Source organism: Antiquaquibacter metalliresistens (genome assembly GCF_029211225.1).
Lineage (GTDB): Bacteria > Actinomycetota > Actinomycetes > Actinomycetales > Microbacteriaceae > Rhodoglobus > Rhodoglobus metalliresistens.
The window spans coordinates 308,985-334,737 of the sequence record NZ_JARGEM010000003.1 but is presented as its reverse complement, the minus strand read 5'-3'; the positions used below and the strand labels follow the sequence as shown (position 1 = coordinate 334,737).

Below are 25,753 nucleotides of genomic sequence, written 5' to 3'. Positions count from 1 at the left end.
GGACGAAACGGCTCTCGGCCAGCCCTGTGGCGCGAGAGGGCGGGGCGGGCGCTTCGGCGCTCCGCCCCGTCTCACTCGGCGGCGGGCTCGTCGAACGCCGCGACGAGCGCCCGGCGAGACTGCACGCCGAGCTTGCGGAAGATCCTTGCGAGGTGGAATTCCACGGTCTTCGGGGTCACGAAGAGCTCGCGCGCGATCTCCCGGTTGCTCAGTCCGGCCGCCGCGCGCATGGCCACGCGGAGTTCCGCCGGCGACAGGGACTGCTTGCGGCGCTCCATCGCACTCGGGATCGGTTCGCGGCCCATCGACTTGAGCGCGGTGCGGACCCGGCGCTCGAGCGACTCGACGGCCTGCTCCTGAGCGCAGGTGAGCGCCAGCATGAGGTGCTCGTGGGCCGCCTGGGCTTCGCCGCGCGCGATCTCCATCTCCGCCAGGCGCTCCGCGACGAGCGCGCGTTGCCAATGGTGACGCTGCGGGAGCGCTCCGAAGTAGCTCGAGAGCCGTGTGTGGGCCTCGTCGTGATCGCTGAGACGGGCGCGCAGCAACTCCGCCTCGAGCCTTGCGGGCAGTGGGATGCGACGGCGGGCCAGCAACTCGAGTTCCTCCGCGTTCAGTGCCGCCGCCCGCTCGCGATCACCGAGGTCGAGCGACGCGGCCGCGATAGTGCCCCGCCAACTGAAGGTCCAGGCGAATCCGCCCTCGGGATCGAGGCTGCGAGCCTGGGCTGCGAGCCGCAAGGCCTCCTCGGGTTCCCCTGCTGCTCGGGCGTGCTCCGCGCGACCGAGCAGCCAGACCGCCTCGTGGGACGGCGTGAGGTCGAGGTCTTCGAGGCCGCGCACGGCGGCCGCCGCGGCATCCCGGTCGCCGGTCACCGCCGAGGAGCGCAACAGGAGCGCCGCCGGAAGCACGTGATACAGCCATGGACTCAGCCGACCGCGGTTCACCGCGATCTGGAGGTCGTCGATCCCCGAGCGCAGGTCGCCAGCGAGCACGCGGATGGGCCCGCGAACGCCACGCGCCGAGACCTCGCTCGCCAGGCGGTTGCGGCTGCGGGCATCCAGCACGGCCCGATCGAGGAGGTCGAGCGCGTCGTCGAAGCGGCCGACGAGATACAGCGCACCGCTGAGCAGATAGGTCGTCGGATCGTCCGCGAATCCCTCGGTCGCGAAGGCGCCTCCGCCGAATGCGCGCACGGCCAAGTGCTCGGGATCGGCCTCCCATGCCTCACTCGTGTGGGCGGAGAGCGCCGCGATCGCGAGGAAGCGGCGTTCTTCTCGACGGTCCGATGCCGGCGGGCGATCAAGCACCGTTCGCAGCACCTCCGGCGAGACCACAGGTGTCAACGGTGCGAGGGTCAGGCGCGCTGCCGCGTGCCGCGCGGCGGTACCGAGCGCGGCGCCGTGCCCCGGGGCGATGCCCGCCTGCTCCAGTCGCTCGGCTCCCTCGCGGTATGCCTCTTCCGCGGCCGGGTAGTCGCCGGCCAGGTACAGGGCGTCACCGATGTCGATCATCCGCTCGCCACGCGCGTTCGGCCCGAGGTGGTCGAGGCCGCCCAGCCAACTGGCCGCGGCCTGAGCGCCGTCACCTGCCCCGAAATGCGCGGCGCCGAGTAGGCCGTACAGCTCGCCGCGCTCCTCGGCCGGGATGCCGCGCTCGAGCAACGCACGATCGATCAGGGCCACGGCGCTGCCGAACGCTCCCGTCGATGCCGCCTCCACCGCCGCCGAACGCAGCACCGCGACGCGCCACGGCTGGTCTCCCGGCTCGGTGAGCAGCAGCTGGGCCGCGACCCGGGCCGCCGGTACACCGTTGTCGTGGAGGATCCTCGCGGCGGCGGAGCGCAGTGAGGCAAGCCGCACCCCGCCGGTCTCCGCGAGCACCGCGTCGGCGACGAGCGGGTGGGCGACCGTGAGCACCGGCTCCCTGCCCTCGTCGCTGAGGATCCCCTCGGCCGTGAGCACTCGCTCGAGACCGTCGAGCCGCTCGAGGTCGATACCCGCGAGGTGCGCCACCGCCGAGGGGGCCGCCTCCGGCCCGAGCACGCACACCGCACGCGCCACCGCGAGGGCGTCCGCCCCCAGTCGTTGGAGTCGCGACATGACCGACTCGATCACTCTCGGTGGCGGCACGAGGTCTTTCCCGACCGCGAGCAGGCCAGCCAGCTCCGCCACGTAGAACGGGATGCCCCCGCTCAGCTCGCGCACCCGTTCGCCCTGCGCGGCGTTGACCCCGATGAGCTCGGCGATACCGCTCGCACTCAGCGGACGGGGGCGGAGCACCGTCGTCGCCATCGAGACGAGCTCGGACACTGCGTCGACCTCGGCTTCGCGCGGGGTCTCGCGCAGACCGAGCACGACGTCGACGGGTTCGTGAGTGAGCAGCGCGGACACGTGGGCGAGCACAGTCACGCTCGCGGGGTCGGCCCACTGCAGGTCGTCGATCACGACGACCACCCGGCCGGAGCGGGCGAGCGACGAGAGCGTCCAGTGCACGGCGTAGGCGATCGCGACCGTGTCGGCGGGCGCGTCTCCGCGCAGCACGAGACGCCGCAACACCGCCCCGGGTCCGTCGAACGGCGCGGAATCGTCCCCGCTGTCGCGCGCGTGCGGGAGGAAGAGCTGTCGCAGCACGCCATGCGCGACACCCTGTCCGACGCGCGTTCCGACGGCGGAGAGCACCCGCGCACTCGTCTCGGTGCGAAACGCACGAAGGAGCGCGCTCTTGCCGATCCCGGGCGGGCCGGTGACGATGACGATGCGGCGCTCGTGGTCGTCGCGGACCGGACCTTCCAGCTCGACGAGCTCCGCTTCCCGCTCGACGAGCATGCGTCTCCCCTCCGACCGACGAGTCGTGCTGCCAGCGTAGTGAACCGCGTTCGAGGAACGCATGCCCGCGTCGCCCGGGCGGCTCCCGGAGACCGGGAGCCGCCGCACGCTCACTCGACGGCGAGCGCGACCACGGGTGAGATGCGCGTGGCCCGGCGGGCGGGCACGACGGATGCGACGACCGTCAGCGTCGCCGCGGACACCGCCACCACCCCGAGCAGCCACAGCGGCACGCTCGGCAGGATGAAGCCGTCGATCGAGCCGAGCAGGGCCTGCGCACCGGCCCAGCCGTACAGGACGCCGAGCACGAGCCCCACGAGCAGCGCCGCGATGGTCAGCTGGGCGCTCTCCGCCCGCACCATGCCCCGCAGCTGCCGCGCCGAGAACCCGAGGGCCCGCAGCAGGCCCAACTCGCGGGTGCGCTGCAGGATGCTCAGCGACAGGTTGTTGACCATGCCGACGGCGGCGATGAGCGCGCTGAACCCGATGAGCACCGAGAAGATCGCCACGATCGCGCCGAGCAGTTGGTCGTCGTTGTTGCCCATCTGCTCCTGCGCCGACCGGATCGAGACCGTGAAGGTCTCCGCGGCGACCGCGAACATCGTCACGAGCGTCACCCCGATCACGAGGCCGATTGTCGTGCGTGCCGCGCGCTGCGGGTAGCGCACGGCGTTCTGGGCCGCGAGACGCGCCGAGGGGCTGGAGCCCAGCATCCTGCCCACCAACCGCAAGGCGGGGGGCATCACGACGTCCGCGGCGAGCACGATGCCCGTGAACGAGAGCACCCCGCCGACGACGCCGACGAGCACGCCGGCCGGGGAGGAGAGGCCGAGCAGCATCCCGAGCCCGAGCACGACACCGCCGATCACCACGAGCGCGATCGCGAGGCCGTTGCGGCCGCGGCGGGCCACCGCCGCCTCATGGGTGACCGGCACCGCTGCACCAGTGGCCTGCATCGGCGAGACGGCGAGCACCCGCCGCGAACCGACCCATGAGGCGAGCCAGGTGGTGAGCACCACAGCCACCATGGGCACGAGGATCACCGGATCGAAGAACACGTAGGCCAGCGACGGCAGGAAGCCGGTCGCGACGTTCGTGCCGATCAGTGCCGCGGTGAGCGCGGTGCCGATGAGCGTGCCGATGACGGCACCCAGCGCGCCGACGATGAGGCCCTCGACGGCCACCTCGCGGCGACAGCGCGCGGCCGTCGCCCCGATGAGCCGCAGCAGGGCGATCTCGCGAGTGCGACCGGCGACGATCGTCGCGAAGGTGTTCGCAGTCACGACCGCCGCCACGTAGGTGGAGATCACGATGAAGACCGCCGCGAGCACCTGCAACGAGAGCGCGACCATCGCGCTCGAGCCCGCGTCGGTGGAGGAGATCAGGATCGCGAGGTTGCCCGTGATCTGGAGCAGCGCCACCCCGAACGCGGCCGCCAGGCTCGCGACGAGGATGCTCGGCACGTGCTCCCGGAACCGGAAGCCGCTCATGCCACGCGCTCCATGCTGAGGATGGTGCTGCTGAGCTCCTCGGCGGTCGAACGCGCCCGATCCTCGACGACCTTGCCGTCGGCGAGGAAGAGCACCCGGTCGGCGTAGCTCGCCGCGATGGGGTCGTGGGTGACCATCGCGATGGACTGCCCGTGCTCCGCCGCGGCGGTGCGCAGCAGGGCGAGCACCTCGCGGCCGGTGCGGGAGTCGAGGTTGCCGGTCGGCTCGTCCGCGAACACCAACTGCGGACGCGAACCCAGCGCCCGAGCGATCGCGACGCGCTGCTGCTGCCCGCCGGACAACTCGTGCGGGCGGTGACGGAGACGGTCGGCGAGCCCCAAGGACTCGATGAGACCGTCGATGAATCCGCGCTCGGTGGTGGAGGGGCGGCGACCGTCCAGCTCGAAGGGCAGCAGGATGTTGCCCTCGATGTCGAGGGTGGGCACGAGGTTGAAGGACTGGAAGACGAACCCGACGCGGCGGCGCCGGATGAGCGTGAGCTCGGTGTCCCCGAGGCCGGTGATCTCGGTATTGCCGATCCAGACCCGACCGCTCGTGGCGGTGTCGAGTCCGGCCATGATGTGCATGAGCGTCGACTTGCCGGAACCGCTCGGCCCCATGATCGCGGTGAACTCGCCGGCGCGGATGCCGATCGAGACGTCGTCGACCGCGGTGACCGCAGCGGGCCCGGAACCGTACGACTTGGTGAGGTGAGCGACGCGGGCGACGAGCCCGAGGTCATCTGTGGTGTTGTCCATGCCTCTCACGCTAGGCAGGCCGGGCGCGGGGCGAATCGGGCGCACGACGCATCCGCGTCAGCCTCAAGGATGACTCAGACCAGCCCGTGCTCGTAGGCGAACACCACGAGCTGCACCCGGTCGCGCAGCCCGAGCTTGGCGAGCACGCGGGAGATGTGGGTCTTGACGGTGGCCTCGCTGAGGAACTCGGCGGCGGCGATCTCGGCGTTGCTGAGGCCGCGTGCGGCGAGCCGGAAGATCTCCTGCTCACGCGCGGTGAGGGTCTCGAACGCCGGCGGCGTCGCGGTCGCCGCCTGACCGAAGTGCTCGAAGAGGTCTCGGGTCGCGGCGGCGGCGACCACCGCGGTGCCGGCGTGCACGGTGCGGATCGCGGCGAGCAGGAACTCCGGATCGGCGTCCTTGAGCAGGAACCCGCTCGCGCCGGCCCTGATCGCTCTCGCCGCGGCCTCATCGAGGTCGAAGGTCGTGAGCACGATGATGCGCGGCGGCCTCTGCCCGCGATCGCGGGCCGCCTCGAGGATGCCGCGCGTGGACTCGATGCCGTCGAGGACGGGCATGCGCAGGTCCATGAGCACGACATCCGGTCGCAGCTGGCCCACCACCGCGATGCCCTCGGCGCCGTCGCCGGCCTCCCCCACGAACTCGAGGTCGGACTGCGAGTCGACGAGCATGCGGATGCCCGCGCGGAACAGCGCCTGATCGTCGACGAGTGCGACACGGATCGCGCTCACGCATGCACCCCCGTCGGATAGGGGATGTCGGCCCGCACCACCCAGGTCTCGCCCACCGGCCCGGCCTCGAGCGTGCCGCCGACGAGCAGCGCGCGCTCCCGCATGCCGGCGAGACCGTGCCCCTGGTGCGACTCGCTCGCCGTGGCGCGTAGCGCGCTCGTGACCGTGAGGATCACGGCATCCGCCCGCCAGCCGACGACGAGTTCGACCGGTCGAGCGGCATCGCCGTGCCTGAGCGCGTTCGTCAGTGCCTCCTGGGCGATGCGGTAGAGCGCGAGCTGCTGACCGGCCGGCAGCGTCGGGGGCGAGCCCGCGCGGGCGTCGAGGATCGTCAGCCCGGATGCCCGCAGCTGGTCGATGAGTCGATCCAGGTCCGCGAGCATGGGCTGCGGTCCCGCCTCCTGCCGATGGCGCAACTGCCCGAGCAGCAGGCGCACGTCCGCGAGCGCCTCGCGCGCGGTGCCCGAGATCGTCGCGAGGGCCTCGTCCTTCGCCGCGGCGTTCTGCACGTAGCGCGCACCGTCGGCCTGCGCGATCACCACGGCGAGGGAGTGCGCGACGACATCGTGCATGTCGCGGGCGATGCGGTTGCGCTCCTGCTCGATCATGACGTCTCGCTCGGCCTGGAGCTGGGCGCTGCGGGTATCGCGAGCGGCCCGCCAGGTGCGCGCGAGCAGACCGGCCGTCCAGCTGAGTCCGAGCACGGCGGCGGAGGCGACGAAGGTGAAACCGCCGACGACGACGACCCGCAGATCCATGACGAGGCCCACGATCGACAACGGTGTGAACAGCAGATACAGCGTCGCGACGACCGCCCCCACGCCCGCAGAGATCAGGCCGAGCCACCGCACGCGACGGTCACCGTGGCGGGCGGTCGCGTAGAGCACCGCAAGAATCGCGATGTTCGCGGCATCCGGCGGCTGCAGTGTCGCCATCTGCACGATCGCGCCGACCCACGCCACCCCGAGCGCGAGCAGCGGACTCAGCCTTCGCAACGCCAGCGCCGCGGTCATCAGCAGCACGACGGCGATGATCGCCGCGGAGTCGAGGCCGAAAGTGGATCGAAACGCCAGGCAGGCGAGCGCCAGCGCGATGTCGAACACCAACTGCGGTGTCGTGAGCCGGCGGAACATCCCTCCACGGTACGGGGCCGGGAGGCCCGAGCGAACGATCTCGTTCTCGCGACGGCGCAAGATCATCCTGAAGGCTGACCTCAGCCGGACGGCTAGAAGCCCAATCGCCCCAGCTGCTTCGCGTCGCGCTGCCACTCCTTGGCCACCTTCACACGCAGCGAGAGGAACACCTGGCGGCCGACGAGCTTCTCGATCTCGGCCCTGGCTCGGGCCCCGACATCCTGCAGCCGCTCGCCGCCGCGGCCGATGATGATGCCCTTCTGGCTGTCGCGCTCGACGAAGAGATTGGCGTAGATCTCGAGCAGGTCCTTCGTCTCGGACTCGATCATGTCGTCGAGGGTCACCGCGATCGAGTGCGGCAGCTCGTCTTGCACGCCCTCGAGCGCGGCCTCGCGGATGAGCTCCGCGATGCGCTCGCCGGTGCTCTCGTCGGTGATCGCGTCCTCCGGGTAGAGCGGCTCGGATTCCGGCATGAGCGCGACGAGTTCGGCGGCGAGCACATCGAGCTGCATCGCACCGAGCGAGGAGATCGGGATGATGGCATCCCAGTCCCGAAGTTCGCTCACCGCCTGCAACTGCTGTGCCACCGCGGGGCGGGAGGCGGCGTCGGTCTTCGTCACGATCGCGACCTTCTTGGCGCGCGGGAACGCGTCGAGCTGTTCGTTGATGTACCGGTCGCCGGGCCCGAGCTTCTCGTTGGCCGGAACGCACAGGCCGATCACGTCCACCTCCGCGAGGGTGTCCTGCACGACCGCGTTCAGCCGCTCCCCCAGCAGGGTGCGCGGCCGGTGCATACCGGGCGTGTCGACGATGATGAGCTGGCCGTCCGCCCGGTGCACGATGCCGCGGATGGCGCGGCGAGTCGTCTGCGGCTTCGACGAGGTGATCGCGACCTTCTCGCCGACCAGGGCGTTGGTGAGGGTCGACTTGCCGACGTTCGGCCGTCCGACGAACGACACGAATCCGGCGCGGTAGATCAAGGGTTTCGACACGGGTCAGTCACCGTTCTCTTGGTCGCCGAACGCGGCCTGCGCGTCGATGAGTGCTTGGTCGCGCTCGACGAGCACGGTGCTGAGGCGCTTGCGGCGACCCTCGGTGCGCTCGGCGGTGAGGATCAGCCCGTCGGCGGTCGCAACGGATCCGGTCACCGGCAGGCGACCGAGCGCCTTCGTGATGAGGCCGCCGACCGAGTCGACCTCGTCGTCCTCCAGCTCCAGGCCGAACAGATCGCCGAGCTCGTCGATCGGCAGGCGCGCGCTCACCCGGTAGAGCCCCGGCGAGAGCTCCTCGACCTCGGGCAGCTCCCGGTCGTACTCGTCCGAGATGTCGCCGACGAGTTCCTCGATGAGATCCTCCATGGTCACCAGCCCCGCGATGCCGCCGTACTCGTCGACGACCATCGCGAGATGGTTCGACTCGAGCTGCATCTGGCGCAGCAGGTCGTCCGCCTTCTGGGATTCGGGCACGAACATCGCCGCTCGCGCGAGCTCCGCGGCGGTCGGCAGCGCACCCTCGAGCGGCGTGGCACCGAGGGCGCGCTCGTAGCTCACCCGCGCGACATCCTTCAGATACAGCACGCCGACGACCTCGTCGACGTCTCCGCCGATCACGGGCATGCGCGAGTACCCCCTGGCGAGGAACTCGCCGAGCGCGGCCGCGGCGGTGACCTCCGCCTCGACGGTCACCATGTCGGTGCGGGGCACCATCACCTCGCGCACGACCGTGTCGTTGAACTCGAAGATCGAGTGGATGAGCTCGCGGTCGTCCTCCTCGAGCACCTCGAGCTCGGTGGCCTCGTCGACCATGCTCAGCAGTTGCTCCTCGCTCGAGAAGGTCGCGCCACGCGGTCGGCCGGGCGTCACCCGGTTGCCGATCGCGACGAGCGCGTCCGCGAGCGGCCCGAGGATCACGCGGGTCGCCCGCACGATCGGCGCGGAGAACCGCAGCACCGCTCTGGCGTGCACGCGCCCGACCGTGCGCGGACTCGAGCCGACGAGCACGAACGAGACCGCCGTCATGATGAGCGCGCTCACCAGCAGCGCCCACCCCCAGTCGAGGATCGTCGCGAACGACAGGGTGACGAGCACCGCCGCCGTGGTCTCGGAGACGATGCGCATGAAGTTGAGCGCGTTGACGTGGGCCGGCACGTCGCGCGAGATCGCCAGCAGCGACCTGCGCGCCCGGGCGTGCGAGGCGAGATCGACGATGTCGACGCGACTGAGCGCGCCGAGCGCGGCATCCGCGGCGGCGAGGAGGCCGCCGAAGGCGACGAGCAGTGCCGCGACGCTGAAGAAGATGCCGATCAGCATGCGACTACCGTCGTCGTTCGTCGAGCGCGAAGCCGACGAGGATGTCGCGCTGCAGGCCGAACATCTCCTTCTCCTCCTCGGGCTCCGCGTGATCGAATCCGAGCAGGTGAAGGATGCCGTGGCAGGTCAGCAGCAGCATCTCCTCGAGCGGCGTGTGGCCCGCGGCCTCGGCCTGGGCGATGGCGACCTGCGGGCACACCACGATGTCCCCGAGCAGTCCGGGTGGCGTCGGGTGGTCCTCGGAGCCCGGGCGCAGCTCGTCCATGGGAAAACTCAGCACGTCCGTCGGACCGGGCTCGTCCATCCACTGCACGTGCAGCTGTTCCATCGCGGCCTCGTCGACGAAGACGATCGCGAGCTCGGCATCCGGGTGCACGTGCAGCTGGTCGAGTGCATAGACGGCGAGGCGCTGGATCGCGGTCTCGTCGACGTCGACCCCGGACTCGTTGTTGATCTCGATGCTCAATTTTGTCTCCTGGCTGCGCCGCCGCCCCTGCGGCGCAGCGCGATGAATCGACGTACACGCCGCCGATTCATCGCCTCTCGCCCCGCTTGAACTTGCGCTCGGTGCGCTGCTCGAACCGCTCGGCCTGCTTCAGCGCGTCGTACTTCGTGTAGGCGTCGACGATCTGACCGACGAGGCTGTGCCGCACGACATCCGCGCTCGTCAGCCGGGCGAAGTGGATGTCGTCGATGCCGTCGAGCACCTTCGTCACGAGCTGCAGACCGCTCGCCCCCGTCGGCAGGTCGACCTGGGTGATGTCGCCGGTGACGACGATCTTCGAGCCGAACCCGAGGCGGGTCAGGAACATCTTCATCTGCTCGGGCGTGGTGTTCTGCGCCTCGTCGAGCACGATGAACGAGTTGTTGAGCGTGCGACCGCGCATGTAGGCGAGCGGGGCGACCTCGACCGTGCCGCTCGCGAGCAGCTTCGGCACCAGTTCCGGGTCCATCATCTCGTTCAGGGCGTCGTAGAGGGGTCGCAAGTACGGGTCGATCTTGTCCGTCAGGGTGCCGGGCAGGAAGCCCAGCCGCTCGCCAGCCTCGATCGCCGGCCGACTCAGGATGATGCGGTCGACCTCCTTGCGCTGCAGCGCCTGCACGGCCTTCGCCATCGCGAGGTAGGTCTTGCCGGTACCGGCGGGACCGATGCCGAACACGATGGTGTTGCGGTCGATCGCGTCGACGTAGTCCTTCTGCCCGAGCGTCTTCGGCCGGATGCTCTTGCCCCGCGCCGTGAGGATCGCCTGGCTGAGCAGTTCGGCCGGGCTCCCCGACTTGGCGTTCAGGATGAGCGCCGACGACGAGACCTCGACGGGCTCGAGTTCCACGCCGCTGCGCACGAGCAGCACGAGTTCCTCCACCAGTTCGCGGGCGGCGTGAACCTGCCCGGCATCCCCGGAGAGCGTGATCCGATTGCCGCGCACCAGCACGTCGACATCCGGGTACTGGCGTTCGATGGTGGTCAGCAGACGATCCTGCGGACCGAGCAGTCGCACCATGGCCACGCCGTCCACCTCCAGCTCGACGCGGTCGGTGCCGTCGTCGGCCGTGGGAGAGTCGCTAGAGACCAAGGGATCCTTCCGTCAGGGTTCCGCCCAGCACGTGCGCGTGCACGTGGAAGACGGTCTGGCCCGCATCCGGGCCGGTGTTGAAGATCAAACGGTATTGACCGTGGGAATGTTCCATCGCCAGCTGCTGGGCGACCCCCACGACCTCCGCGAGGAGTTCCGGATTCGCGGCCGCGAGCTGCCCGACGTTCTCGTAGCGCGCCGTCTTCGGCACGACGAGCAGATGCACGGGCGCCTTCGGGGCGATGTCGCGGAACGCGATGATCCGCTCGTTCTCGAACACGATGTCGGCGGGGAGCTCCCGCGCGATGATGCGCTCGAAGACGGTGAGTTCGGATTCGGACATGCCGTCAGTTTACCGGGGGGCGGGGATGCGGCGACGGGTTGCCGCCCAAAGATGCCCGCCGAACCCCGCAACCCGTCGCCGCATCCCCGCCAGTCGGCATCACCAGCGGCCGAGGGGGGTGTTGAGGGCGGCGAGCGCGGCCGGGCCCGCGGTCGAGGTGCGCAGCACCTCGGGGCCGAGGCGCATGAGCTCGGCTCCCGCGGCGGTGAGCTGCTCGAGTTCCTGCGGGGCGATGCCGCCCTCCGGCCCGACCACCAGCACGAGGTCGCGCCCGTCCGGCTGCAGCGCCGAGAGCGGCAGCTCGGCGGTGGGGTCGAGCACGAGCATCCGGACCGCGGAGGCCATCGCCGCGAGCTGCTTGGTCGACACCAGGTCGAGCACGTCGGGCACCCACGCCCGCAACGACTGCTTGGATGCCTCGCGCACGATCGCCCGCCAGCGCTCGACCCCCTTGGCCACCTTCGCGCCCTCCCACCGCGACACGCTGCGGGCGGCGGACCACGGGATGACGCCGTCCACCCCCAACTCGGTCGCCGCCTGCACCGCGAGCTCGTCCCGATCGCCCTTCGCCAGCGCCTGCACGAGGAACACGGCCGGGGAACGGCGCTCCACGCGCTCGATCGTCTGCACGTCGAACGCCAGGCCCGTCGGATCGGCGGTCACGACGGTGCCGCCGAGCACGAGGCCGGCACCGTCGCCGACGGAGATCGCCTCCCCGACGGCGACACGACTCACCGTCACCGCGTGCCGCGACTCGGCGGCGCCCAGCACCGCGCGGTCGCCGACCGAGGCGTTCGCGAACGATTCGTCGAGGTAGCGGTGCGCCACGACTAGAACCCCAGGAAGCGATCCCGCAGCTTCGCGAACAGCCCCTGCTGGAAGTGCGCGAAATGCGGCGCCGGTTGTTTGCGGGCCGCAGCGAGTTGGGTGATGAGCGCCTGCTCCTTGGCGTTGAGCTTCGTCGGGGTCACCACCTGCACACCGATCTTCAGGTCGCCGCGACCGTTGCCGCGCAGGCGCGTGACGCCGCGGTCCTTCACCGTGATGATCTCGGCGCTCTGCGTGCCCGGCTTGATCTCGACCGCGACCTCGCCGTCGAGACCCTTCAGGGTCGCGGTGGTGCCGAGGATGGCATCCGTCATCTGCACCTCGAGCGTGGCGAGCAGGTCGTCGCCGTTGCGGCTGAAGGTCTCGTGATGGCGCACCTTGACCTCGAGGAAGAGGTCGCCGTTGGGCCCGCCCGCCGGCCCGACCTCGCCTTGGCCGGGCAGCTGCAACCGCAGGCCGGTGTCGATGCCGGCCGGGATGTCCACGGGGATTCTGCGGGTCGCCCGCACGCGCCCCTGACCGGCGCAGGTCGGGCAGGGATGCGGAATGAGCGTGCCGTAACCACGGCACGTGCCGCAGGGGCTCGCCGTGACCACGTTGCCCAGCAGGCTGCGCATGGTGCGCTGGATCTGCCCGGTGCCCTGGCAGATGTCGCAGCGCACCGGCGTCGTGCCGGGCTGGCAGCACGAGCCGTTGCAGGTCTCGCAGAGCACGGCGGTGTTCACCTCGAGCTCGCGCGTGGTGCCGAAGATCACCTCGTCGAGGTCGACCTCGACGCGCACGAGCGCGTCCTGACCGCGCTCGCGCCGGGAGCGTGGACCGGTGGAGCGCTGGGCCCCGCCGAAGAACGTCTCGAAGATGTCGCCGAAGCCGAAGCCCTGGGCACCGCCGAAGCCCGCCTGCGGGCCGAGATCGTATTGCTGGCGCTGCTGCGGGTCGCTCAGCACGTCGTAGGCGTGCGTGACCTGCTTGAACTTCTCGGAGGCATCCGCGCTCGGGTTCACGTCGGGGTGCAGTTCCCTCGCGAGCCTGCGGTACGCCTTCTTGATCTCTTCGGGGCTCGCGTTGCGTTCGACGCCGAGCACCTCGTAATGGTCTGCCAAGTTCCTAGTTGTCCTCACCGAGCAGTCGCGAGAGGTAGCGCGCCACCGCTCGCACTGCGGCCATGTTGTTCGAATAGTCCATGCGCGTCGGGCCCAACACCCCGAGTCGCGCCACGCTTCCCCCGGGCGAGGAGTAGCCGCTCGTGACCACGGAGGTCTCGGCCAGGCCGAACCCCGCGTTCTCGCGCCCGATGCTCGCCGTCACGCCACCGCGGTCGACCTCGAGCTCGCTGAAGAGCTTGAGCAGGGTGACCTGCTCCTCGATCGCCTCGAGCACCGGATAGATGCTGCCGCCGAAGTCCTCCTCGGTGCGGGCGAGGTTGGCTGTGCCCGCCATCAGCAGGCGATCCTGGCGGTTGGCCAGCACCTGCTCGGTCAGGCTCGCGACGAGCTGCTCGACGAGAGCCCGACGTGGCAGCGGGAAGGATGCGGCGATCGAGACCAGGCCGGCCGCGGCATCCTGCAGTCCTCGGCCCGCGAGCGCGGCATTGAGCTTCGCGCGCACCTCGCCGAGGAACACCTCGTCGACCGGCGCCTGCACGTCGATGAGCCGCTGGTCGACGCGACCGGAGTCGGTGATGAGCACGGACATGATGCGGGTCTCGCCGAGCGGCACGAGCTCGACATGGCGCACCCGGGCGCTGCCCAGCGTCGGGTACTGCACGAGCGCCACCTGGTGGGTCAGTTGCGACAGCAGGCGAACGGTGCGGCTGAGCACGTCATCGAGATCCACGGACTCGCCGAGGAACGTCTCGATCGCCTGACGCTGCGCGGGCGTGAGCGGGCGCACATCGGCGAGCTGGTCCACGAACACCCGGTACCCCTTGTCCGTGGGCACCCGGCCCGAGGAGGTGTGGGGCGCGGCGATGAGTTCCTCGTCCTCGAGCAGCGCCATGTCGTTGCGGATGGTCGCGGCGGAGACCCCGAACGAGTGGCGCTCGACGATCGATTTCGAACCGACGGGTTCGCGCGAGGCCACGTAGTCCTGCACGATGACCCGCAGCACTTCGAGACCGCGTTCCGACACCATGGCGAGCCTCCTCCCGGGCATTAGCACTCAATCGCACTGACTGCCAATAGTACCGTGACACGCCGGTCGAGCACCGTTGCACGCGCGTTCTCACAGGCGCTACCTTGTCTCTGTGCTTGCGCGAGCCCCCAGACGGGGTGCATGCACCAGCGCAAGACCCAGTTCTTGACTGACCACCCGGCACGCACTCGTCACCTGAAAGGCAACGAACTCATGACCGACGCAACTCCCACCCCCGCGGCCCCGCAGCCGGCCGCGCCCCTGACGCCGGCCGAGGACAAGCAGTGGGCGTCGTTCGCCCACTTCGGCGGCCTGCTCGGCATCCTGCCCTCGCTCATCATCTTCCTCGTGTTCAAGGACCGCGGTTCGCTCACCAAGCAGGAGTCGAAGGAGGCGCTGAACTGGCAGATCACCTTCACGATCGGCCTCATCGTCATCTACATCCTGGTCGCGATCATCAACGCGATCCTCTGGAGCACCGGCGCCTGGGCGCTCACCGGCGTGATCGGCTTCCTGCCCTTCCTCGCCTGGGTCGTCAACGCGATCTTCTCGATCATGGGCGGCGTCAAGGTGCAGGGCGGCGGCGCGTACCGCTACCCCTTCGCGATTCGCCTCGTGAAGTAACCACTTCGTGAAGTTCGGGCCCGGAAGCGACCGCTTCCGGGCCCGATTCGCTTTAATAGGGTCATGTCCGACACCACGCCTCCCACCAGCCCCTACTCGACCGTCCAGCCGATGAGCCCGAGCGACGAGAAGCTCTGGGCCACCCTCGTGCACGTGGGGGGCATCCTGTTCGGCTTCCTGCCGGCCCTGATCGGCTACATCGTGCTCAAGGACCGCGGCCCCTTCGTGCGCGCACACACCGCGACGGCGCTGAACTTCCAGATCACGCTGCTCATCGCCTACGCCGTCGGCACGGTCACCTCCCTCATCCTGGTCGGCATCTTCGTACTGCTGGCGGCGGGCATCCTCTGCATCGTCTTCAGCATCCTCGCGGCGATCGCGGCCAACCAGGGGCAGTACTACACGTATCCGCTGTCCATCAAATTCGTCAGCTGACCGAACGCTGCGCAGCCCGATGCCGTGGTGCGGCTACTCCACGAGCCGCCGCACCACGGCATCGGCGAGCAGGCGGCCGCGCAGGGTCAGCACGATCGTGCCGGAGAGTGCGGCGCGGGCATCCACGAGCTCGTCGGCGATGAGACCGGCGACCGCGGTGCGTCCGGATGCCGCGAGCGCCGTGATCGGCATGCCCTCCCGCAACCGCGTGCGCAACAGCACGGCCTCCAGTTCCCGCGTCGTGGGGTCGAGCACCTCGCGCCCGGCGGCCGGGGACTGCCCGGCGGCGATCCGGCCCGCATAGGCGGCCGGATGCTTCACGTTCCACCACCGCACGCCGCCGACATGGCTGTGCGCGCCCGGGCCGATGCCCCACCAGTCGTGCCCGAGCCAGTAGGCGAGATTGTGCTCCGAGCGCAGGGTCGATGACCGCGCCCAGTTGCTGACCTCGTACCACTCGAATCCTGCCGCGCCGAGCCGCGCATCGGCGAGCTCATAGAACTCGGCCTGCAGGTCGTCGTCGGGCATGGCGACCTCGCCGCGACGGATCTGCGCCGCGAGCTTGGTGCCGTCCTCCACGATGAGGGCGTAGGCCGAGAGGTGATCCGGGTTCATCGCGATCGCCGCGTCGAGCGAGGCCGACCAGTCCGCTAGGGACTCCCCCGGCGTGCCGTAGATCAGGTCGAGGCTCACCTCGAGCCCCGCCTGGCGGGCCCAGCCCACCACCAGCGGCACGCGCTCGGGGTCGTGGGTGCGCTCGAGGGTGGCGAGCACGTGCGGCACCGCCGACTGCATGCCGAACGACACCCGCGTGAACCCGGCCGCGCGCAGCGTGAGCAGGTAGTCGAGATCCACCGAGTCCGGGTTGGCCTCCGTCGTCACTTCCGCACCCGGCGCGAGCCCCCACGCGTCCCGCACCGCGTCGAGCATCGCGACGAGGTCGCGTGCGGGCAGCAGCGTGGGCGTGCCGCCGCCGAAGAACACCGTCGACGCGGCTCGCCGCGGCACGCCGGCCGCGCGCAACACGCCGTCCGCGAACTCCACCTCGGCGACGGCCTGCGCCGCGTAGTCCTGCCGACGGGCTCCGCGCAGCTCCTCGTTGGTGTAGGTGTTGAAATCGCAGTACCCGCAGCGCACGCGGCAGAACGGCACGTGCAGGTAGACGCCGAGATTTCGGGATGCCGCGGCATCCGCAGCACTCGCGGGCAGCAGCCCGTCGAGGGGCGCCGGATCGGCGATGGGCAGGGCGCTGGGCACATCCGATTGTCCCCCGGGGGAGGGGTGTTGTCACAATGGACGGATGAGCACGTATATTTTGTGGGACATCGACGGCACCCTGGTGCAGAATTCGCCCACCGCCGGCACCCTCTACCTCGACGCGATCGAGCACGTGACGGGGGTGCGACCGACGAAGCCGGTCGACCAGCCGCACGGCATGACCGAGGGGCAGCTGCTGACCGAGATCATGTTGGCCAACGATCTCGACCCGGGCCGGCTGCACGAGGTGCTCTTCGATCTCGACGTGCTCTCGCGCGACCAGTTCGAGCGCGGCTGGGACCGCGAACTGTGCGCAGGCGTTGAGCAGGCGCTCGAGACCGTGGCCGCCCGAGGGTGGACCAACGCCCTGCTCACCGGCAACGGCCCCAACCGGGCCAGGTACAAGCTGCTCGCCGCCGGTCTCGACCCCGAGGCCTTCGACTGGCAGCATTCCTACTTCGGGCACGAGTCCCCCACCCGCCACCACCTCACCGCCGGCGCTCGCGACGCACTGGCCGGCGAGAACGCCGTGATCGTCGGGGACACGCCCAACGACGGGCTGGCCGCCGACTCGGCCGGCATCCCGTTCATCGCGGTCGCCACCGGCATCTACAGCGCCGCCGAGCTGGCCGGCACGAGCGCGATCACGGTGCTCGAGGATCTCGAGTCGGGACTGGATGCGCTCGTCGCCGCCGTCGAGAGCACCGCACCGGAGCCCGTCGCGGACGAAGCACGATCGGACACCGGGCAACTCGACACCGTGAGCCCCTGACCGCGGTCACGAGCACCCCCCGGAACATGGTTCGCTAGAGCCATGGAAATCGTGTCACCGCGCCCGCGCGTTCTGGTCCTCCTCGCGATCGGCCTCGTCGGCGGCCTGCTCAGCGGGGCGTTCGGGGTCGGCGGCGGCATCATCCTGGTGCCGCTGCTGGTGACCTTCGCGGGGCTCGACCAGCGGCGAGCGTCCGCCGCGTCACTGCTGGCGATCCTGCCCACCTCCATCGCGGGATCGATCACCTACATCGCCAACGGCGAGATCGACTTCATCGCCGCCGCATTCATCGCGGTCGGCGCGATCGGGGGCGCGGTGATCGGCGCCAACCTGCTCAAGCGCATCCCGATCGTCTGGCTGCGCTGGAGCTTCATCGCGCTGCTGCTCATCGTGGCCGTGCGGCTGCTCTTCGTCGAGCCGGAACGCGGGGAGCCGCTCGCGCTCACGCCGTGGCTCGCGGTCGCCTATCTGGCGCTGGGGCTCGTGATGGGCATCGCGTCGGGCCTCCTCGGCGTCGGCGGCGGCATCATCGCCGTGCCAGCGCTCGTGGGCATCTTCGGCATCAGCGATCTCATCGCGAAGGGCACGTCGCTGCTGGTGATGATCCCGACCACCGTCACCGGCACGATCACCAACTACCGCAACGGACTCGTGAACCTGCGCACGGGGCTGATCGTGGGGGCCGCCGCCGCGGTCGCCTCGGTCGGCGGCGCCTACATCGCCCTCGCGCTGCCGTCACGGCTCGCGGCGATCCTGTTCTCGATCCTGCTCGTCGGCATCGCGATCCAGCTGACCGTGCGAGCGATCCGGGCACAGCGAAAGCCGTAGCTCAGCCCAGTTTGACCGCGAGCACGCGCAGGTACCGGCGTACCACGATCGCGCGCGCGAGACTCAGCAGCGGCGCCACCGCTCGCCACGAGCCCGTCGGTCGAGAGAAGGCACGAACCACCAGCCACACCGAGTCGTCGTCCCGCCGTTCGAGCATGAAGCTCTCCTCGCCCTCGAGCGGATGCCCGGGCAGCGTGCCATAGGCGAAGCCGACCTCGCGCTCCTCGTCGACGGTGTAGACGACCCGCACCGGCTCGCGCACGGGGCCGATGCGGATGACGGCGGTATCGCCCGGCCGCACCACCTCGAGTCCTTCGGCGGTGAACAGGTGCTCGGCGTGCTCCGCCGCCGGCACCACCGTCTCCACCCGGAATCCGGCGCGGCGCTTGATGCCCCAGCTCATCACCTCGGCGGTCGCGAAGGCCCAGCGCTGCGGTCCGTGTCCGATGCGCGCGCGGTGCTCGCTCGACCGGAATCCGGCGGGAGGGTAGGCGAGCAGGTCGGCAGCACGGGTGCCGCCGACCGCGGCGTAGGTGACGGGAGCGGCGGCCAGCGCCGCCACACCCATCACCTGCGCACCGCGTTCATGGGTCAGAAGCGCTCGGCGGGCAGCGCGTAGAGGTCGCGCGCACCCGCGGTCGCACCCGGCAGCAGGCCTGCCACGGCGGGCAGCAGCTGCGAGGCGTAGTAGCGGGCGAGCACGAGCTCGGTCTCGGCGCGCTCCGCGTCGTGGCCGGATGCCGCGGCCAGGGCGCCCTTGGCCAGCAGCCAGCCCCCGACGCAGAGCGCCCACATCCGCAGGAACGGGGTGGAGCCGGAGAGGGCGCCGGCCGGGTCTGCAGCGGAGCGCAGCATCCATCCCGTCGCCTGCTCGAGCGCGTCGAACTGGGTCGCGAGCTCGGTGCCGACCGCGGCGAGGTCGTCGCCCGCGGCGGCCAGCTGCGGCAGCAGCTCGCGCATCTGGGCCAGGAACTCCATGACCGAGGCGCCGCCGCGCACACCGAGCTTGCGGCCGATGAGGTCGGCGGCCTGGATGCCGTTCGTGCCCTCGTAGATCGGCGTGATGCGCGAGTCGCGCAGGTGCTGCGCGGCGCCGGTCTCCTCGATGAAGCCCATGCCGCCGTGCACCTGCAGCGCCATCGACGAGAGCTCGACGCCCAGGTCGGTGCCGAAGCTCTTGCTCATCGGGGTCAAGAGGCCCACGATCTCGTTGGCGCGGGCACGCACCGCCTCGTCCGGGTGGAACTTGGCGAGGTCGATGTTGGTGGCATTGAGCAGCACCATACGGCGCACCGCGGCGATGTACGCCTTCTGGGTCAGCAGCATCCGGCGCACGTCCGGGTGGCCGATGATGGTGGCCTCGCCGTCGACGGTCGGACCCTGCACGCGCTCCTTCGCGTACTCGAGCGACTGCTGGTAGGCGCGCTCCGCGATCGCGAGACCCTGCGTGCCGACCGAGAGACGGGCGCTGTTCATCATGACGAACATGATGCGCATGCCGAGGTTCTCCTCGCCGATGAGGTAGCCGGTGGCGCCCTCGTAGGACATCACGCACGTGGGCGAGCCGTGGATGCCGAGCTTGTGCTCGATCGCCAGGCACTCGACGGTGTTGCGCTCGCCGGGCGTGCCGTCTTCGTTCAGCAGGAACTTCGGCACGATGAAGCACGAGATGCCCTTCGTGCCCTCCGGGGCACCGGGGGTGCGGGCGAGCACCAGGTGCACGATCTGCTCGGTGAGGCTGTGCTCGCCGAAGGTGATGAAGATCTTCTGACCGCTGATCGCATAGGTGCCGTCACCGTTGGGCACCGCCTTCGTGGTGAGCGCGCCGACATCGGAGCCGGCCTGCGGCTCGGTGAGGTTCATGGTGCCCGACCACTGCCCGCTGATCATCTTGGGCAGGTAGGTCTGCTTCTGCTCGTCGCTGCCGTAGTGCAGCAGCGCATCGATCGCGCCCTGGGTCAGCAGCGGCCCGAGCGAGAACCCGAGGTTCGCGGACTGCAGCATCTCTTGGATGGCAAGCCCGATCGTCCACGGGAACCCGCCACCGCCGAACTCCTCGGGGAACGGCACCGAACCCCAACCGGTCTCGACGTACTGCTCGTAGGCGGTGTGGAACTCCTTGGGCAACGTCACGGTGCCATCGGGCTGGCGCTTGGCCCCCTCGGTGTCGCCGATGCGGTTGGTTGGCGCGACAACCTTCGCCATGAAGTCGCCGCACTCGGCGAGCATGCCGGCGACGGTCTCGAGGTCGGCGTGCTCGAAGCCCGGGAGCGCGGCCACAGCGTTGTAGTCGACGACGTGTTCGAGGGCGAAGGTCAGGTCAGAGACCGGAGGACGATAGGTAGCCATGGCCCAAACGTAGTCAAACCTCCCGCTGGCAACGCAGTCCATTGGTCCCGAGCTACAAAACCGCCCGCGGGGATGCCGCTACTTCTTGTCCTTCTTCGCCTCGGTATCCCCCGACAGCGCCGCGATGAACGCCTCCTGGGGCACCTCGACGCGGCCCACCATCTTCATGCGCTTCTTGCCCTCCTTCTGCTTCTCGAGGAGCTTGCGCTTGCGGGTGATGTCACCGCCGTAGCACTTGGCGAGCACGTCTTTGCGGATAGCGGAGATCGTCTCGCGCGCGATGATGCGCGCGCCGATGGCGGCCTGGATCGGCACCTCGAACTGCTGGCGCGGGATGAGCTTCTTCAACCGCTCGGCCATGAGCGTGCCGTAGGCGTAGGCCTTGTCGCGGTGCACGATCGCGCTGAACGCGTCAACGGCCTCACCCTGCAGCAGGATGTCGACCTTGACGAGATCCGCCTCCTGGTCGCCCGAGGGCTCGTAGTCGAGCGAGGCGTAGCCTGCGGTCTTCGACTTCAACTGGTCGAAGAAGTCGAAGACGATCTCACCGAGCGGGATCGTGTACTTGATCTCCACGCGATCCTCGCCCAGGTAGTCCATGCCGATGAGCGTGCCGCGACGGGACTGGCAGAGCTCCATGATCGTGCCGACGTAGTCCTTGGGGGCCAGGATCGCCGCCTTCACCATCGGCTCGGTGACGTGGGCGATCTTGGTGCCGGAGGGGAACTCGCTCGGGTTAGTGACGGTGTACTGCTTCTTGTCCTCCGTGGTGACCTCGTAGGTCACGCTCGGGGCGGTGGAGATCAGGTCGAGGCCGAACTCGCGCTCCAGACGCTCGGTGACGATCTCGAGGTGCAGCAGGCCGAGGAATCCGCAGCGGAAACCGAAGCCGAGGGCGACGGAGGTCTCCGGCTCGTAGTTGAGCGAGGCATCCGACAGCTTGAGCTTGTCGAGCGCCTCACGCAGCACCGGGTAGTCGCTGCCGTCGATCGGGTACAGCCCCGAGAACACCATGGGCTTGGGATCGGTGTAGCCCGGCAGCGGCTGCGTGGAGGGTCGCTGCGCGTTGGTGACCGTGTCGCCGACCTTGGACTGGCGCACGTCTTTCACGCCCGTGATGAGGTAGCCGACCTCGCCGACGCCGAGCCCCTTCGTCGGGGTCGGCTCCGGGGAGCTCACCCCGATCTCGAGCAGCTCGTGCACGGCCTTGGTCGACATCATCTGGATCTTCTCGCGCGGGCTGAGCTTGCCGTCGATCATGCGCACGTAGGTGATGACGCCGCGGTAGGAGTCGTAGACCGAGTCGAAGATCATGGCGCGCGACGGGGCGGCGGGGTCGCCGACCGGCGCGGGGATGAGCTCGACGACACGATCGAGCAGCTCCTCGACGCCCTGGCCGGTCTTGCCGCTGACCCGCAGCACGTCATCCGAACTGCCGCCGATGAGGCTCGCGAGCTCCTTCGAGTACTTCTCCGGGTCGGCCGCCGGCAGGTCGATCTTGTTAAGCACGGGGATGATCGTCAGATCGTTCTCGAGCGCCAGGTAGAGGTTCGCCAGGGTCTGGGCCTCGATGCCCTGCGCGGCATCCACCAGCAGGATCGCACCCTCGCAGGCGGCGAGCGAGCGGGAGACCTCGTAGGTGAAGTCCACGTGCCCCGGGGTGTCGATCATGTTCAGGGCGTAGCTCTGGCCTTCGAGGGCCCACGGCATCCGCACCGCCTGGCTCTTGATGGTGATGCCGCGCTCGCGCTCGATGTCCATGCGGTCGAGGTATTGGGCACGCATGTCGCGGTCGCTGACGATGCCGGTGATGCCGAGCATGCGGTCGGCGAGCGTCGACTTGCCGTGGTCGATGTGCGCGATGATGCAGAAATTGCGGATGAAGGCGGGATCCGTCGAGGCAGGCTCGAGGGCCCGGGCTGCTCGGGGACTCACCCGACGATTCTACGAGAGAGCGAGCTCGCCCCAGGCCAACTCGGCCCCGGACCCCGAATGGGGACCGGGCAGGTGAACGAATGGGTGATTTTCGAGCCGGGACACGAACTTGAGGCTCTCTCCGGAAAGAGTGGAAGCACCCAGCCAAAACTCCGGAGATGTCATGCCTCATGCCCTGTCCCCCTCCCGCCTGATCGCCGCGAGCGGCGTGGCGCTGCTATGCGTCGCGATCGCCGCGCCCGCCGCTGCGCTCGGCGCGGGCCTCCCCAACCCCAACAGCGTCGACTTCACCACCGGGTACACCCTGGATGCGAGCCCGAACGGCCAGAACGGCTGGACGGCTGCCGCGGGCTACGACGCCGAGATCGTCGGCAACGCCGGCTACCCCGCCTCCGGCCTCGACCCGGCGGGGGCGAGCCTGCGCGTCTCCAACGCGCTCTTCCCCGGCGGCGCCATCAACCACGCGACCTCTCCCCAGTTGGAGGTGGTGGATGCCGCGGGCGAGACGAGCACCGGCGCGACCAACAACACCTTCACCGCGGACTACGTGGTCGCCCCGACCACGGGCTACGTGGAGGGGATCAACGTGGAGGTCAGCGTCGGGCACGGCACGAACCGCGCGGGCGGCATCCTGCAGTTCCGTCATGTGGGCGGCAAGCTCGAGCTGAGCACGATGTGGGTCGTCAGCGACGCGACGGATGCCTCCATGGGCGACTGGCGATCGGTGGTGCTCGGCACCTTCGACCCGGCCGTCGCCCACGACATCCGCACGATCACGCACTTCATCGACGACGGCAACGACATGACCGAGGTGTTCGTGGATGGCGCGTCGATCGCCCTGATCCCGACCTGGGAGTACTACCACCGGGTCGTCAACGGCGAGGCTAAGAGCGCACGCGGCCTGAACTTCAAGGGCTCGCCGTCGGCACCGAGTGCGGACGGCATCGGTTTCGTCACCGGCCTCGGCGCCGTGGCGAGCGACGGGCTGCTGTTTACGGACATCAGCTACGGCACGAGCCAGGTGGTGGATTGGACCCCCAGCGCGGGCAGCGAGCCGCCCGTGACGCCGCCCGCGCCCAGCGATGGCGAGCTCGTCGAGGACGAGCTGCCCACCGGAGCCGTCTCCGGCGAGAAGACCTCCTACGAGGTGGCGCTCGGCAGCACCGCCGCCGGCCAGAGCTTCGCGATCTACCACTACTCGTCGCCGACGTTCGTGGGCTGGTCCACCGCCGACGCCAGCGGATCGCTCAGCATCACGCTGCCGAGCGGTCTGCCGGCGGGTGTGCACAAGGTCGCGATCTACGACATCACCGGCGCGCTCGTCGGCTGGTTCGCGGTGACCGTGCTGGAGCTCGCTGCCACCGGCACCTCGGAACCGCCGGTGCTGATCATCGCCGGTGGCGCACTCCTGGCCGCCGGTGTCGCGATCGGGCTGTTCGCCCGACGCACGAAGCGCGCGTGACGATGCGCCCGGTCACCGATGTGGCCGGGCGCATCCGCTCCCCTCGGTGCTCGAGGGTTCACGTCCTAGAAGGCGAAGAAGAACGGCACGAAGGGCAGCACCGCGAGGAAGCCGAGCGCGACGAAGGCCAGCCCGACGAACTGCAGCGCGCCCGTGACGATGCCCGCGATCGCGAACGAGCGGCTCGCGGGCTCGCGCTGCAGCGCGAGAATGCCGAGCACGATCGCGGCGATGCCCAGGATCGCCTGGAACCCGGTGAGGATCGACGCGATACCGAGCACAAGGCTGACGATGCCGAGCGTCTGGGTCGGGGCTGCGGCAGGTGCCGTCGGCTCGGTGGTGGGGGTTTCGAGAACTGGGGTCGTGGTCATGCCTCTACGCTAGAAATCGCGCAGCTCCGCGACCATCCGGCTAACCCCCGCATCGCGTTCCGGTTGACCTCGGGATGCGGTGGCCGCGACGGGCCGGAACTGGTATCGTTACTCCTTGGCTTGCGCGCGGTCCCGATCGTGGACCGAGCGAATCGCAGCCGGACTCCGGGGAATCCACCCGGCTGCCGCACGACATCCGTACAAACCAGAAAGCACCCACGTGGCAAACATCAAGTCGCAGATCAAGCGCATCCTGACCAACAAGAAGGCTCAGGACCGCAACAAGGCCGTCAAGAGCGAGGTCAAGACCGCCGTTCGCGCCACGCGCGAGGCGATCTCCGCCGGTGACAAGGAGAAGGCCACCGCCGCCCTCGCCCTCGCCGGCAAGAAGCTCGACAAGGCCGCGAGCAAGGGTGTCATCCACAAGAACCAGGCGGCGAACCGCAAGTCGGCCATCGCCAAGCAGGTCGCATCCCTCTAGGTCTCGACTGCGCCGTTCACGGCGCACTGCTCGAACCGTCGGTCGGATCGACCCGCTCGATCACCGGCTGAACGAACGCCCTCACCTCGGTGGGGGCGTTCGTCGTCTCAGCGGATGCCGCGGGCGGCGACCACTCCGATCATCCGTTCGAGGGCGAACACGGGGTCGCGGCCGGCGCCCTTGACCTGCGCATCGGTGTCGGCGATCGTCTCGATCACGGTGCCGAGGCCGGCGTCATCCCAGCCCTGCAGGTCGCGGCGGGCTCGGTCGACCTGCCAGGGAGCGAGCCCGAAGCGTTGCGCGAGCTGCCCAGAAGGGCCGTTGGCGCCCGAGAGCTTGGCCATGGTGCGCACCTTGGCGGCGAACGCGGCGACGATCGGCACCGGATCCGCGCCCGACGCGAGCGCGTGCCGCAGCAGCACCAGGGCCTCGCCCTGGCGGCCGGCGATCGCGGCATCCGCGACCTTGAATGCGTTGGTCTCGACGCGGCCGGAGTAGTAGCGCTCGACGGTGACCTCGGTGATCTCGTCGGCGTCGTCGGCCAGCAGCTGCTGGCAGGCTCCCGCGAGCTCGGCGAGGTCGTCGGCGAACGCGCTCACGAGCGCCCGGATGGCGCCACCGGTGACCCGGCGCCCGGCGGTCGCGAACTCGGCGGCGGCGAAGTCCTGCTTGTCGGAGTCCTTCTTGAGTTCGAGGCACGCGATCTCGATGCCGTTGCCCGTGCCGGCTCGGATCGCGTCGAGCAGCTTCTTGCCGCGCACCCCGCTCGCGTGGCGCAGCACGAGGTAGGTGTCGTCGGCCGGGCTCGCGAGATAGCCGAGCGCCTCGGTGATGAAGGCGTCGGTGCACTTCTCGACGTTGGTGACGCGGATGAGCCGGGGCTCCGCGAACAGCGAGGGACTCGCGAGCGTCAGCAGTTGCCCCGGGGCGTACTGGTCGGCCTCGACGTCGTGGATCTCCAGGCTCGGGTCTTCCGCCTTGAGCAGGTCGCGCAGCGAGCGGATCGCACGGTCGGCCAGGAACGACTCAGGACCGGAGACCAGCACGACGGGCGCGGGACGCACGCGATTCCACGCGAGCTGCGGGATCGCGGACTTGGGGGATGCCACGACTCC

25 protein-coding genes are annotated in these 25,753 nt (G+C 69.8%); 6 read left to right on the top strand and 19 right to left on the bottom strand.

Features of this window, described 5'->3' with window-relative positions:
- Positions 1-71 precede the first annotated feature (71 nt).
- The 13 genes from PYV02_RS07220 to hrcA all read right to left on the bottom strand — a co-directional run bounded on the left by PYV02_RS07220 (position 72) and on the right by hrcA (position 14,124).
- Positions 72-2,825: a helix-turn-helix transcriptional regulator gene (locus PYV02_RS07220; RefSeq protein WP_275757628.1), complete on the bottom strand. Its 2,754-nt coding sequence runs from the start codon at positions 2,823-2,825 to the stop codon at positions 72-74.
- Positions 2,826-2,935: 110 nt separating this feature from the next.
- The gene (locus PYV02_RS07215) at positions 2,936-4,315 is read right to left on the bottom strand and encodes an ABC transporter permease (protein WP_275757626.1); all 1,380 of its coding nucleotides are present in this window, start codon (positions 4,313-4,315) and stop codon (positions 2,936-2,938) included.
- Entirely contained in the window at positions 4,312-5,073 is a 762-nt protein-coding gene (locus PYV02_RS07210; protein WP_275757624.1) for an ABC transporter ATP-binding protein, read from the bottom strand. The genes PYV02_RS07215 and PYV02_RS07210 overlap by 4 nt, the downstream gene beginning before the upstream one ends.
- A gap of 74 nt (positions 5,074-5,147) precedes the next feature.
- Positions 5,148-5,804 (bottom strand): response regulator, encoded by a 657-nt coding sequence (locus PYV02_RS07205; RefSeq protein ID WP_275757622.1) that lies wholly within the window; start codon positions 5,802-5,804, stop codon positions 5,148-5,150.
- The gene (locus PYV02_RS07200) at positions 5,801-6,937 is read right to left on the bottom strand and encodes a sensor histidine kinase (RefSeq protein WP_275757620.1); all 1,137 of its coding nucleotides are present in this window, start codon (positions 6,935-6,937) and stop codon (positions 5,801-5,803) included. The genes PYV02_RS07205 and PYV02_RS07200 overlap by 4 nt, the downstream gene beginning before the upstream one ends.
- Positions 6,938-7,029: 92 nt before the next feature.
- Entirely contained in the window at positions 7,030-7,929 is a 900-nt protein-coding gene (gene era, locus PYV02_RS07195; RefSeq protein ID WP_275757618.1) for a GTPase Era, read from the bottom strand.
- 3 nt (positions 7,930-7,932) lie between these two features.
- Entirely contained in the window at positions 7,933-9,246 is a 1,314-nt protein-coding gene (locus PYV02_RS07190) for a hemolysin family protein (RefSeq protein ID WP_275757617.1), read from the bottom strand.
- Between the two features lie 4 nt (positions 9,247-9,250).
- A complete protein-coding gene (gene ybeY / locus PYV02_RS07185) occupies positions 9,251-9,712 on the bottom strand; it encodes an rRNA maturation RNase YbeY (protein ID WP_275757615.1) in 462 nt (153 codons plus the stop codon).
- A 67-nt stretch (positions 9,713-9,779) separates the two neighbouring features.
- A complete protein-coding gene (locus PYV02_RS07180) occupies positions 9,780-10,820 on the bottom strand; it encodes a PhoH family protein (RefSeq protein ID WP_420833598.1) in 1,041 nt (346 codons plus the stop codon).
- Complete coding sequence (locus tag PYV02_RS07175; RefSeq protein WP_275757613.1) at positions 10,810-11,163, bottom strand: histidine triad nucleotide-binding protein; 354 nt, start codon at positions 11,161-11,163, stop codon at positions 10,810-10,812. Before PYV02_RS07175 ends, PYV02_RS07180 begins: the two co-directional genes overlap by 11 nt.
- 99 nt (positions 11,164-11,262) lie before the next feature.
- A complete protein-coding gene (locus PYV02_RS07170) occupies positions 11,263-11,991 on the bottom strand; it encodes a 16S rRNA (uracil(1498)-N(3))-methyltransferase (protein WP_275757611.1) in 729 nt (242 codons plus the stop codon).
- Positions 11,992-11,993: 2 nt separating this feature from the next.
- A complete protein-coding gene (gene dnaJ, locus PYV02_RS07165) occupies positions 11,994-13,094 on the bottom strand; it encodes a molecular chaperone DnaJ (RefSeq protein ID WP_275757609.1) in 1,101 nt (366 codons plus the stop codon).
- Positions 13,095-13,098: 4 nt separating this feature from the next.
- Positions 13,099-14,124, bottom strand: coding sequence for a heat-inducible transcriptional repressor HrcA (gene hrcA, locus PYV02_RS07160; RefSeq protein ID WP_275757607.1), 1,026 nt, complete (start codon positions 14,122-14,124; stop codon positions 13,099-13,101).
- 213 nt (positions 14,125-14,337) lie between these two features.
- On the opposite strand from hrcA, the gene PYV02_RS07155 reads away from it, so the two are divergent.
- On the top strand, positions 14,338-14,748 hold the full coding sequence (locus tag PYV02_RS07155) for a DUF4870 domain-containing protein (RefSeq protein ID WP_275757605.1): 411 nt from the start codon (positions 14,338-14,340) through the stop codon (positions 14,746-14,748).
- Between the two features lie 63 nt (positions 14,749-14,811).
- A complete protein-coding gene (locus PYV02_RS07150) occupies positions 14,812-15,183 on the top strand; it encodes a DUF4870 domain-containing protein (RefSeq protein ID WP_275757603.1) in 372 nt (123 codons plus the stop codon).
- A 33-nt stretch (positions 15,184-15,216) separates the two neighbouring features.
- Here the strand turns inward: PYV02_RS07150 and hemW are convergent, their stop codons facing one another.
- Positions 15,217-16,440: a radical SAM family heme chaperone HemW gene (gene hemW, locus PYV02_RS07145; RefSeq protein WP_275757601.1), complete on the bottom strand. Its 1,224-nt coding sequence runs from the start codon at positions 16,438-16,440 to the stop codon at positions 15,217-15,219.
- 43 nt (positions 16,441-16,483) lie between these two features.
- Here hemW and PYV02_RS07140 point away from each other — a divergent pair, with 43 nt between their 5' ends.
- A complete protein-coding gene (locus PYV02_RS07140) occupies positions 16,484-17,212 on the top strand; it encodes an HAD family hydrolase (protein ID WP_275757599.1) in 729 nt (242 codons plus the stop codon).
- Between the two features lie 42 nt (positions 17,213-17,254).
- Positions 17,255-18,040 carry a sulfite exporter TauE/SafE family protein gene (locus PYV02_RS07135; RefSeq protein ID WP_275757597.1) on the top strand — a complete coding sequence of 262 codons (786 nt, stop codon included), beginning with the start codon at positions 17,255-17,257 and terminating at the stop codon, positions 18,038-18,040.
- Position 18,041: 1 nt separating this feature from the next.
- On the opposite strand, the gene PYV02_RS07130 is transcribed toward PYV02_RS07135, so the two are convergent.
- From PYV02_RS07130 to lepA, 3 genes are all read right to left on the bottom strand, one after another.
- Positions 18,042-18,602 (bottom strand): DUF1990 family protein, encoded by a 561-nt coding sequence (locus PYV02_RS07130; protein ID WP_275757595.1) that lies wholly within the window; start codon positions 18,600-18,602, stop codon positions 18,042-18,044.
- Positions 18,603-18,631: 29 nt separating this feature from the next.
- Positions 18,632-20,389 carry an acyl-CoA dehydrogenase family protein gene (locus tag PYV02_RS07125; protein WP_275757593.1) on the bottom strand — a complete coding sequence of 586 codons (1,758 nt, stop codon included), beginning with the start codon at positions 20,387-20,389 and terminating at the stop codon, positions 18,632-18,634.
- Positions 20,390-20,467: 78 nt separating this feature from the next.
- Positions 20,468-22,324 carry a translation elongation factor 4 gene (lepA, locus tag PYV02_RS07120; RefSeq protein WP_275757591.1) on the bottom strand — a complete coding sequence of 619 codons (1,857 nt, stop codon included), beginning with the start codon at positions 22,322-22,324 and terminating at the stop codon, positions 20,468-20,470.
- A gap of 163 nt (positions 22,325-22,487) precedes the next feature.
- Here lepA and PYV02_RS07115 point away from each other — a divergent pair, with 163 nt between their 5' ends.
- Positions 22,488-23,786: an LPXTG cell wall anchor domain-containing protein gene (locus tag PYV02_RS07115; protein WP_275757589.1), complete on the top strand. Its 1,299-nt coding sequence runs from the start codon at positions 22,488-22,490 to the stop codon at positions 23,784-23,786.
- A gap of 65 nt (positions 23,787-23,851) precedes the next feature.
- On the opposite strand, the gene PYV02_RS07110 is transcribed toward PYV02_RS07115, so the two are convergent.
- The gene (locus tag PYV02_RS07110; RefSeq protein ID WP_275757587.1) at positions 23,852-24,157 is read right to left on the bottom strand and encodes a DUF4190 domain-containing protein; all 306 of its coding nucleotides are present in this window, start codon (positions 24,155-24,157) and stop codon (positions 23,852-23,854) included.
- 220 nt (positions 24,158-24,377) lie between these two features.
- Between PYV02_RS07110 and rpsT the strand changes: the two genes are divergently transcribed.
- A complete protein-coding gene (gene rpsT / locus PYV02_RS07105) occupies positions 24,378-24,638 on the top strand; it encodes a 30S ribosomal protein S20 (protein ID WP_275757586.1) in 261 nt (86 codons plus the stop codon).
- A gap of 107 nt (positions 24,639-24,745) precedes the next feature.
- On the opposite strand, the gene holA is transcribed toward rpsT, so the two are convergent.
- Complete coding sequence (gene holA / locus PYV02_RS07100) at positions 24,746-25,747, bottom strand: DNA polymerase III subunit delta (RefSeq protein ID WP_275757584.1); 1,002 nt, start codon at positions 25,745-25,747, stop codon at positions 24,746-24,748.
- Positions 25,748-25,753 lie beyond the last annotated feature (6 nt).

What these genes read in the sequence shown, in the direction of transcription:
- PYV02_RS07115 (WP_275757589.1), top strand. Translation starts at nt 22,488, where the DNA reads ATGCCTCATGCCCTGTCCCCCTCCCGCCTGATCGCCGCGAGCGGCGTG.
- PYV02_RS07155 (WP_275757605.1), top strand. Translation starts at nt 14,338, where the DNA reads ATGACCGACGCAACTCCCACCCCCGCGGCCCCGCAGCCGGCCGCGCCC.
- PYV02_RS07175 (WP_275757613.1), bottom strand. Translation starts at nt 11,163, where the DNA reads ATGTCCGAATCCGAACTCACCGTCTTCGAGCGCATCATCGCGCGGGAG.
- PYV02_RS07190 (WP_275757617.1), bottom strand. Translation starts at nt 9,246, where the DNA reads ATGCTGATCGGCATCTTCTTCAGCGTCGCGGCACTGCTCGTCGCCTTC.
- PYV02_RS07140 (WP_275757599.1), top strand. Translation starts at nt 16,484, where the DNA reads ATGAGCACGTATATTTTGTGGGACATCGACGGCACCCTGGTGCAGAAT.
- PYV02_RS07210 (WP_275757624.1), bottom strand. Translation starts at nt 5,073, where the DNA reads ATGGACAACACCACAGATGACCTCGGGCTCGTCGCCCGCGTCGCTCAC.
- PYV02_RS07110 (WP_275757587.1), bottom strand. Translation starts at nt 24,157, where the DNA reads ATGACCACGACCCCAGTTCTCGAAACCCCCACCACCGAGCCGACGGCA.
- PYV02_RS07220 (WP_275757628.1), bottom strand. Translation starts at nt 2,825, where the DNA reads ATGCTCGTCGAGCGGGAAGCGGAGCTCGTCGAGCTGGAAGGTCCGGTC.
- PYV02_RS07200 (WP_275757620.1), bottom strand. Translation starts at nt 6,937, where the DNA reads ATGTTCCGCCGGCTCACGACACCGCAGTTGGTGTTCGACATCGCGCTG.
- PYV02_RS07215 (WP_275757626.1), bottom strand. Translation starts at nt 4,315, where the DNA reads ATGAGCGGCTTCCGGTTCCGGGAGCACGTGCCGAGCATCCTCGTCGCG.
- hrcA (WP_275757607.1), bottom strand. Translation starts at nt 14,124, where the DNA reads ATGGTGTCGGAACGCGGTCTCGAAGTGCTGCGGGTCATCGTGCAGGAC.
- PYV02_RS07150 (WP_275757603.1), top strand. Translation starts at nt 14,812, where the DNA reads ATGTCCGACACCACGCCTCCCACCAGCCCCTACTCGACCGTCCAGCCG.
- PYV02_RS07135 (WP_275757597.1), top strand. Translation starts at nt 17,255, where the DNA reads ATGGAAATCGTGTCACCGCGCCCGCGCGTTCTGGTCCTCCTCGCGATC.
- PYV02_RS07125 (WP_275757593.1), bottom strand. Translation starts at nt 20,389, where the DNA reads ATGGCTACCTATCGTCCTCCGGTCTCTGACCTGACCTTCGCCCTCGAA.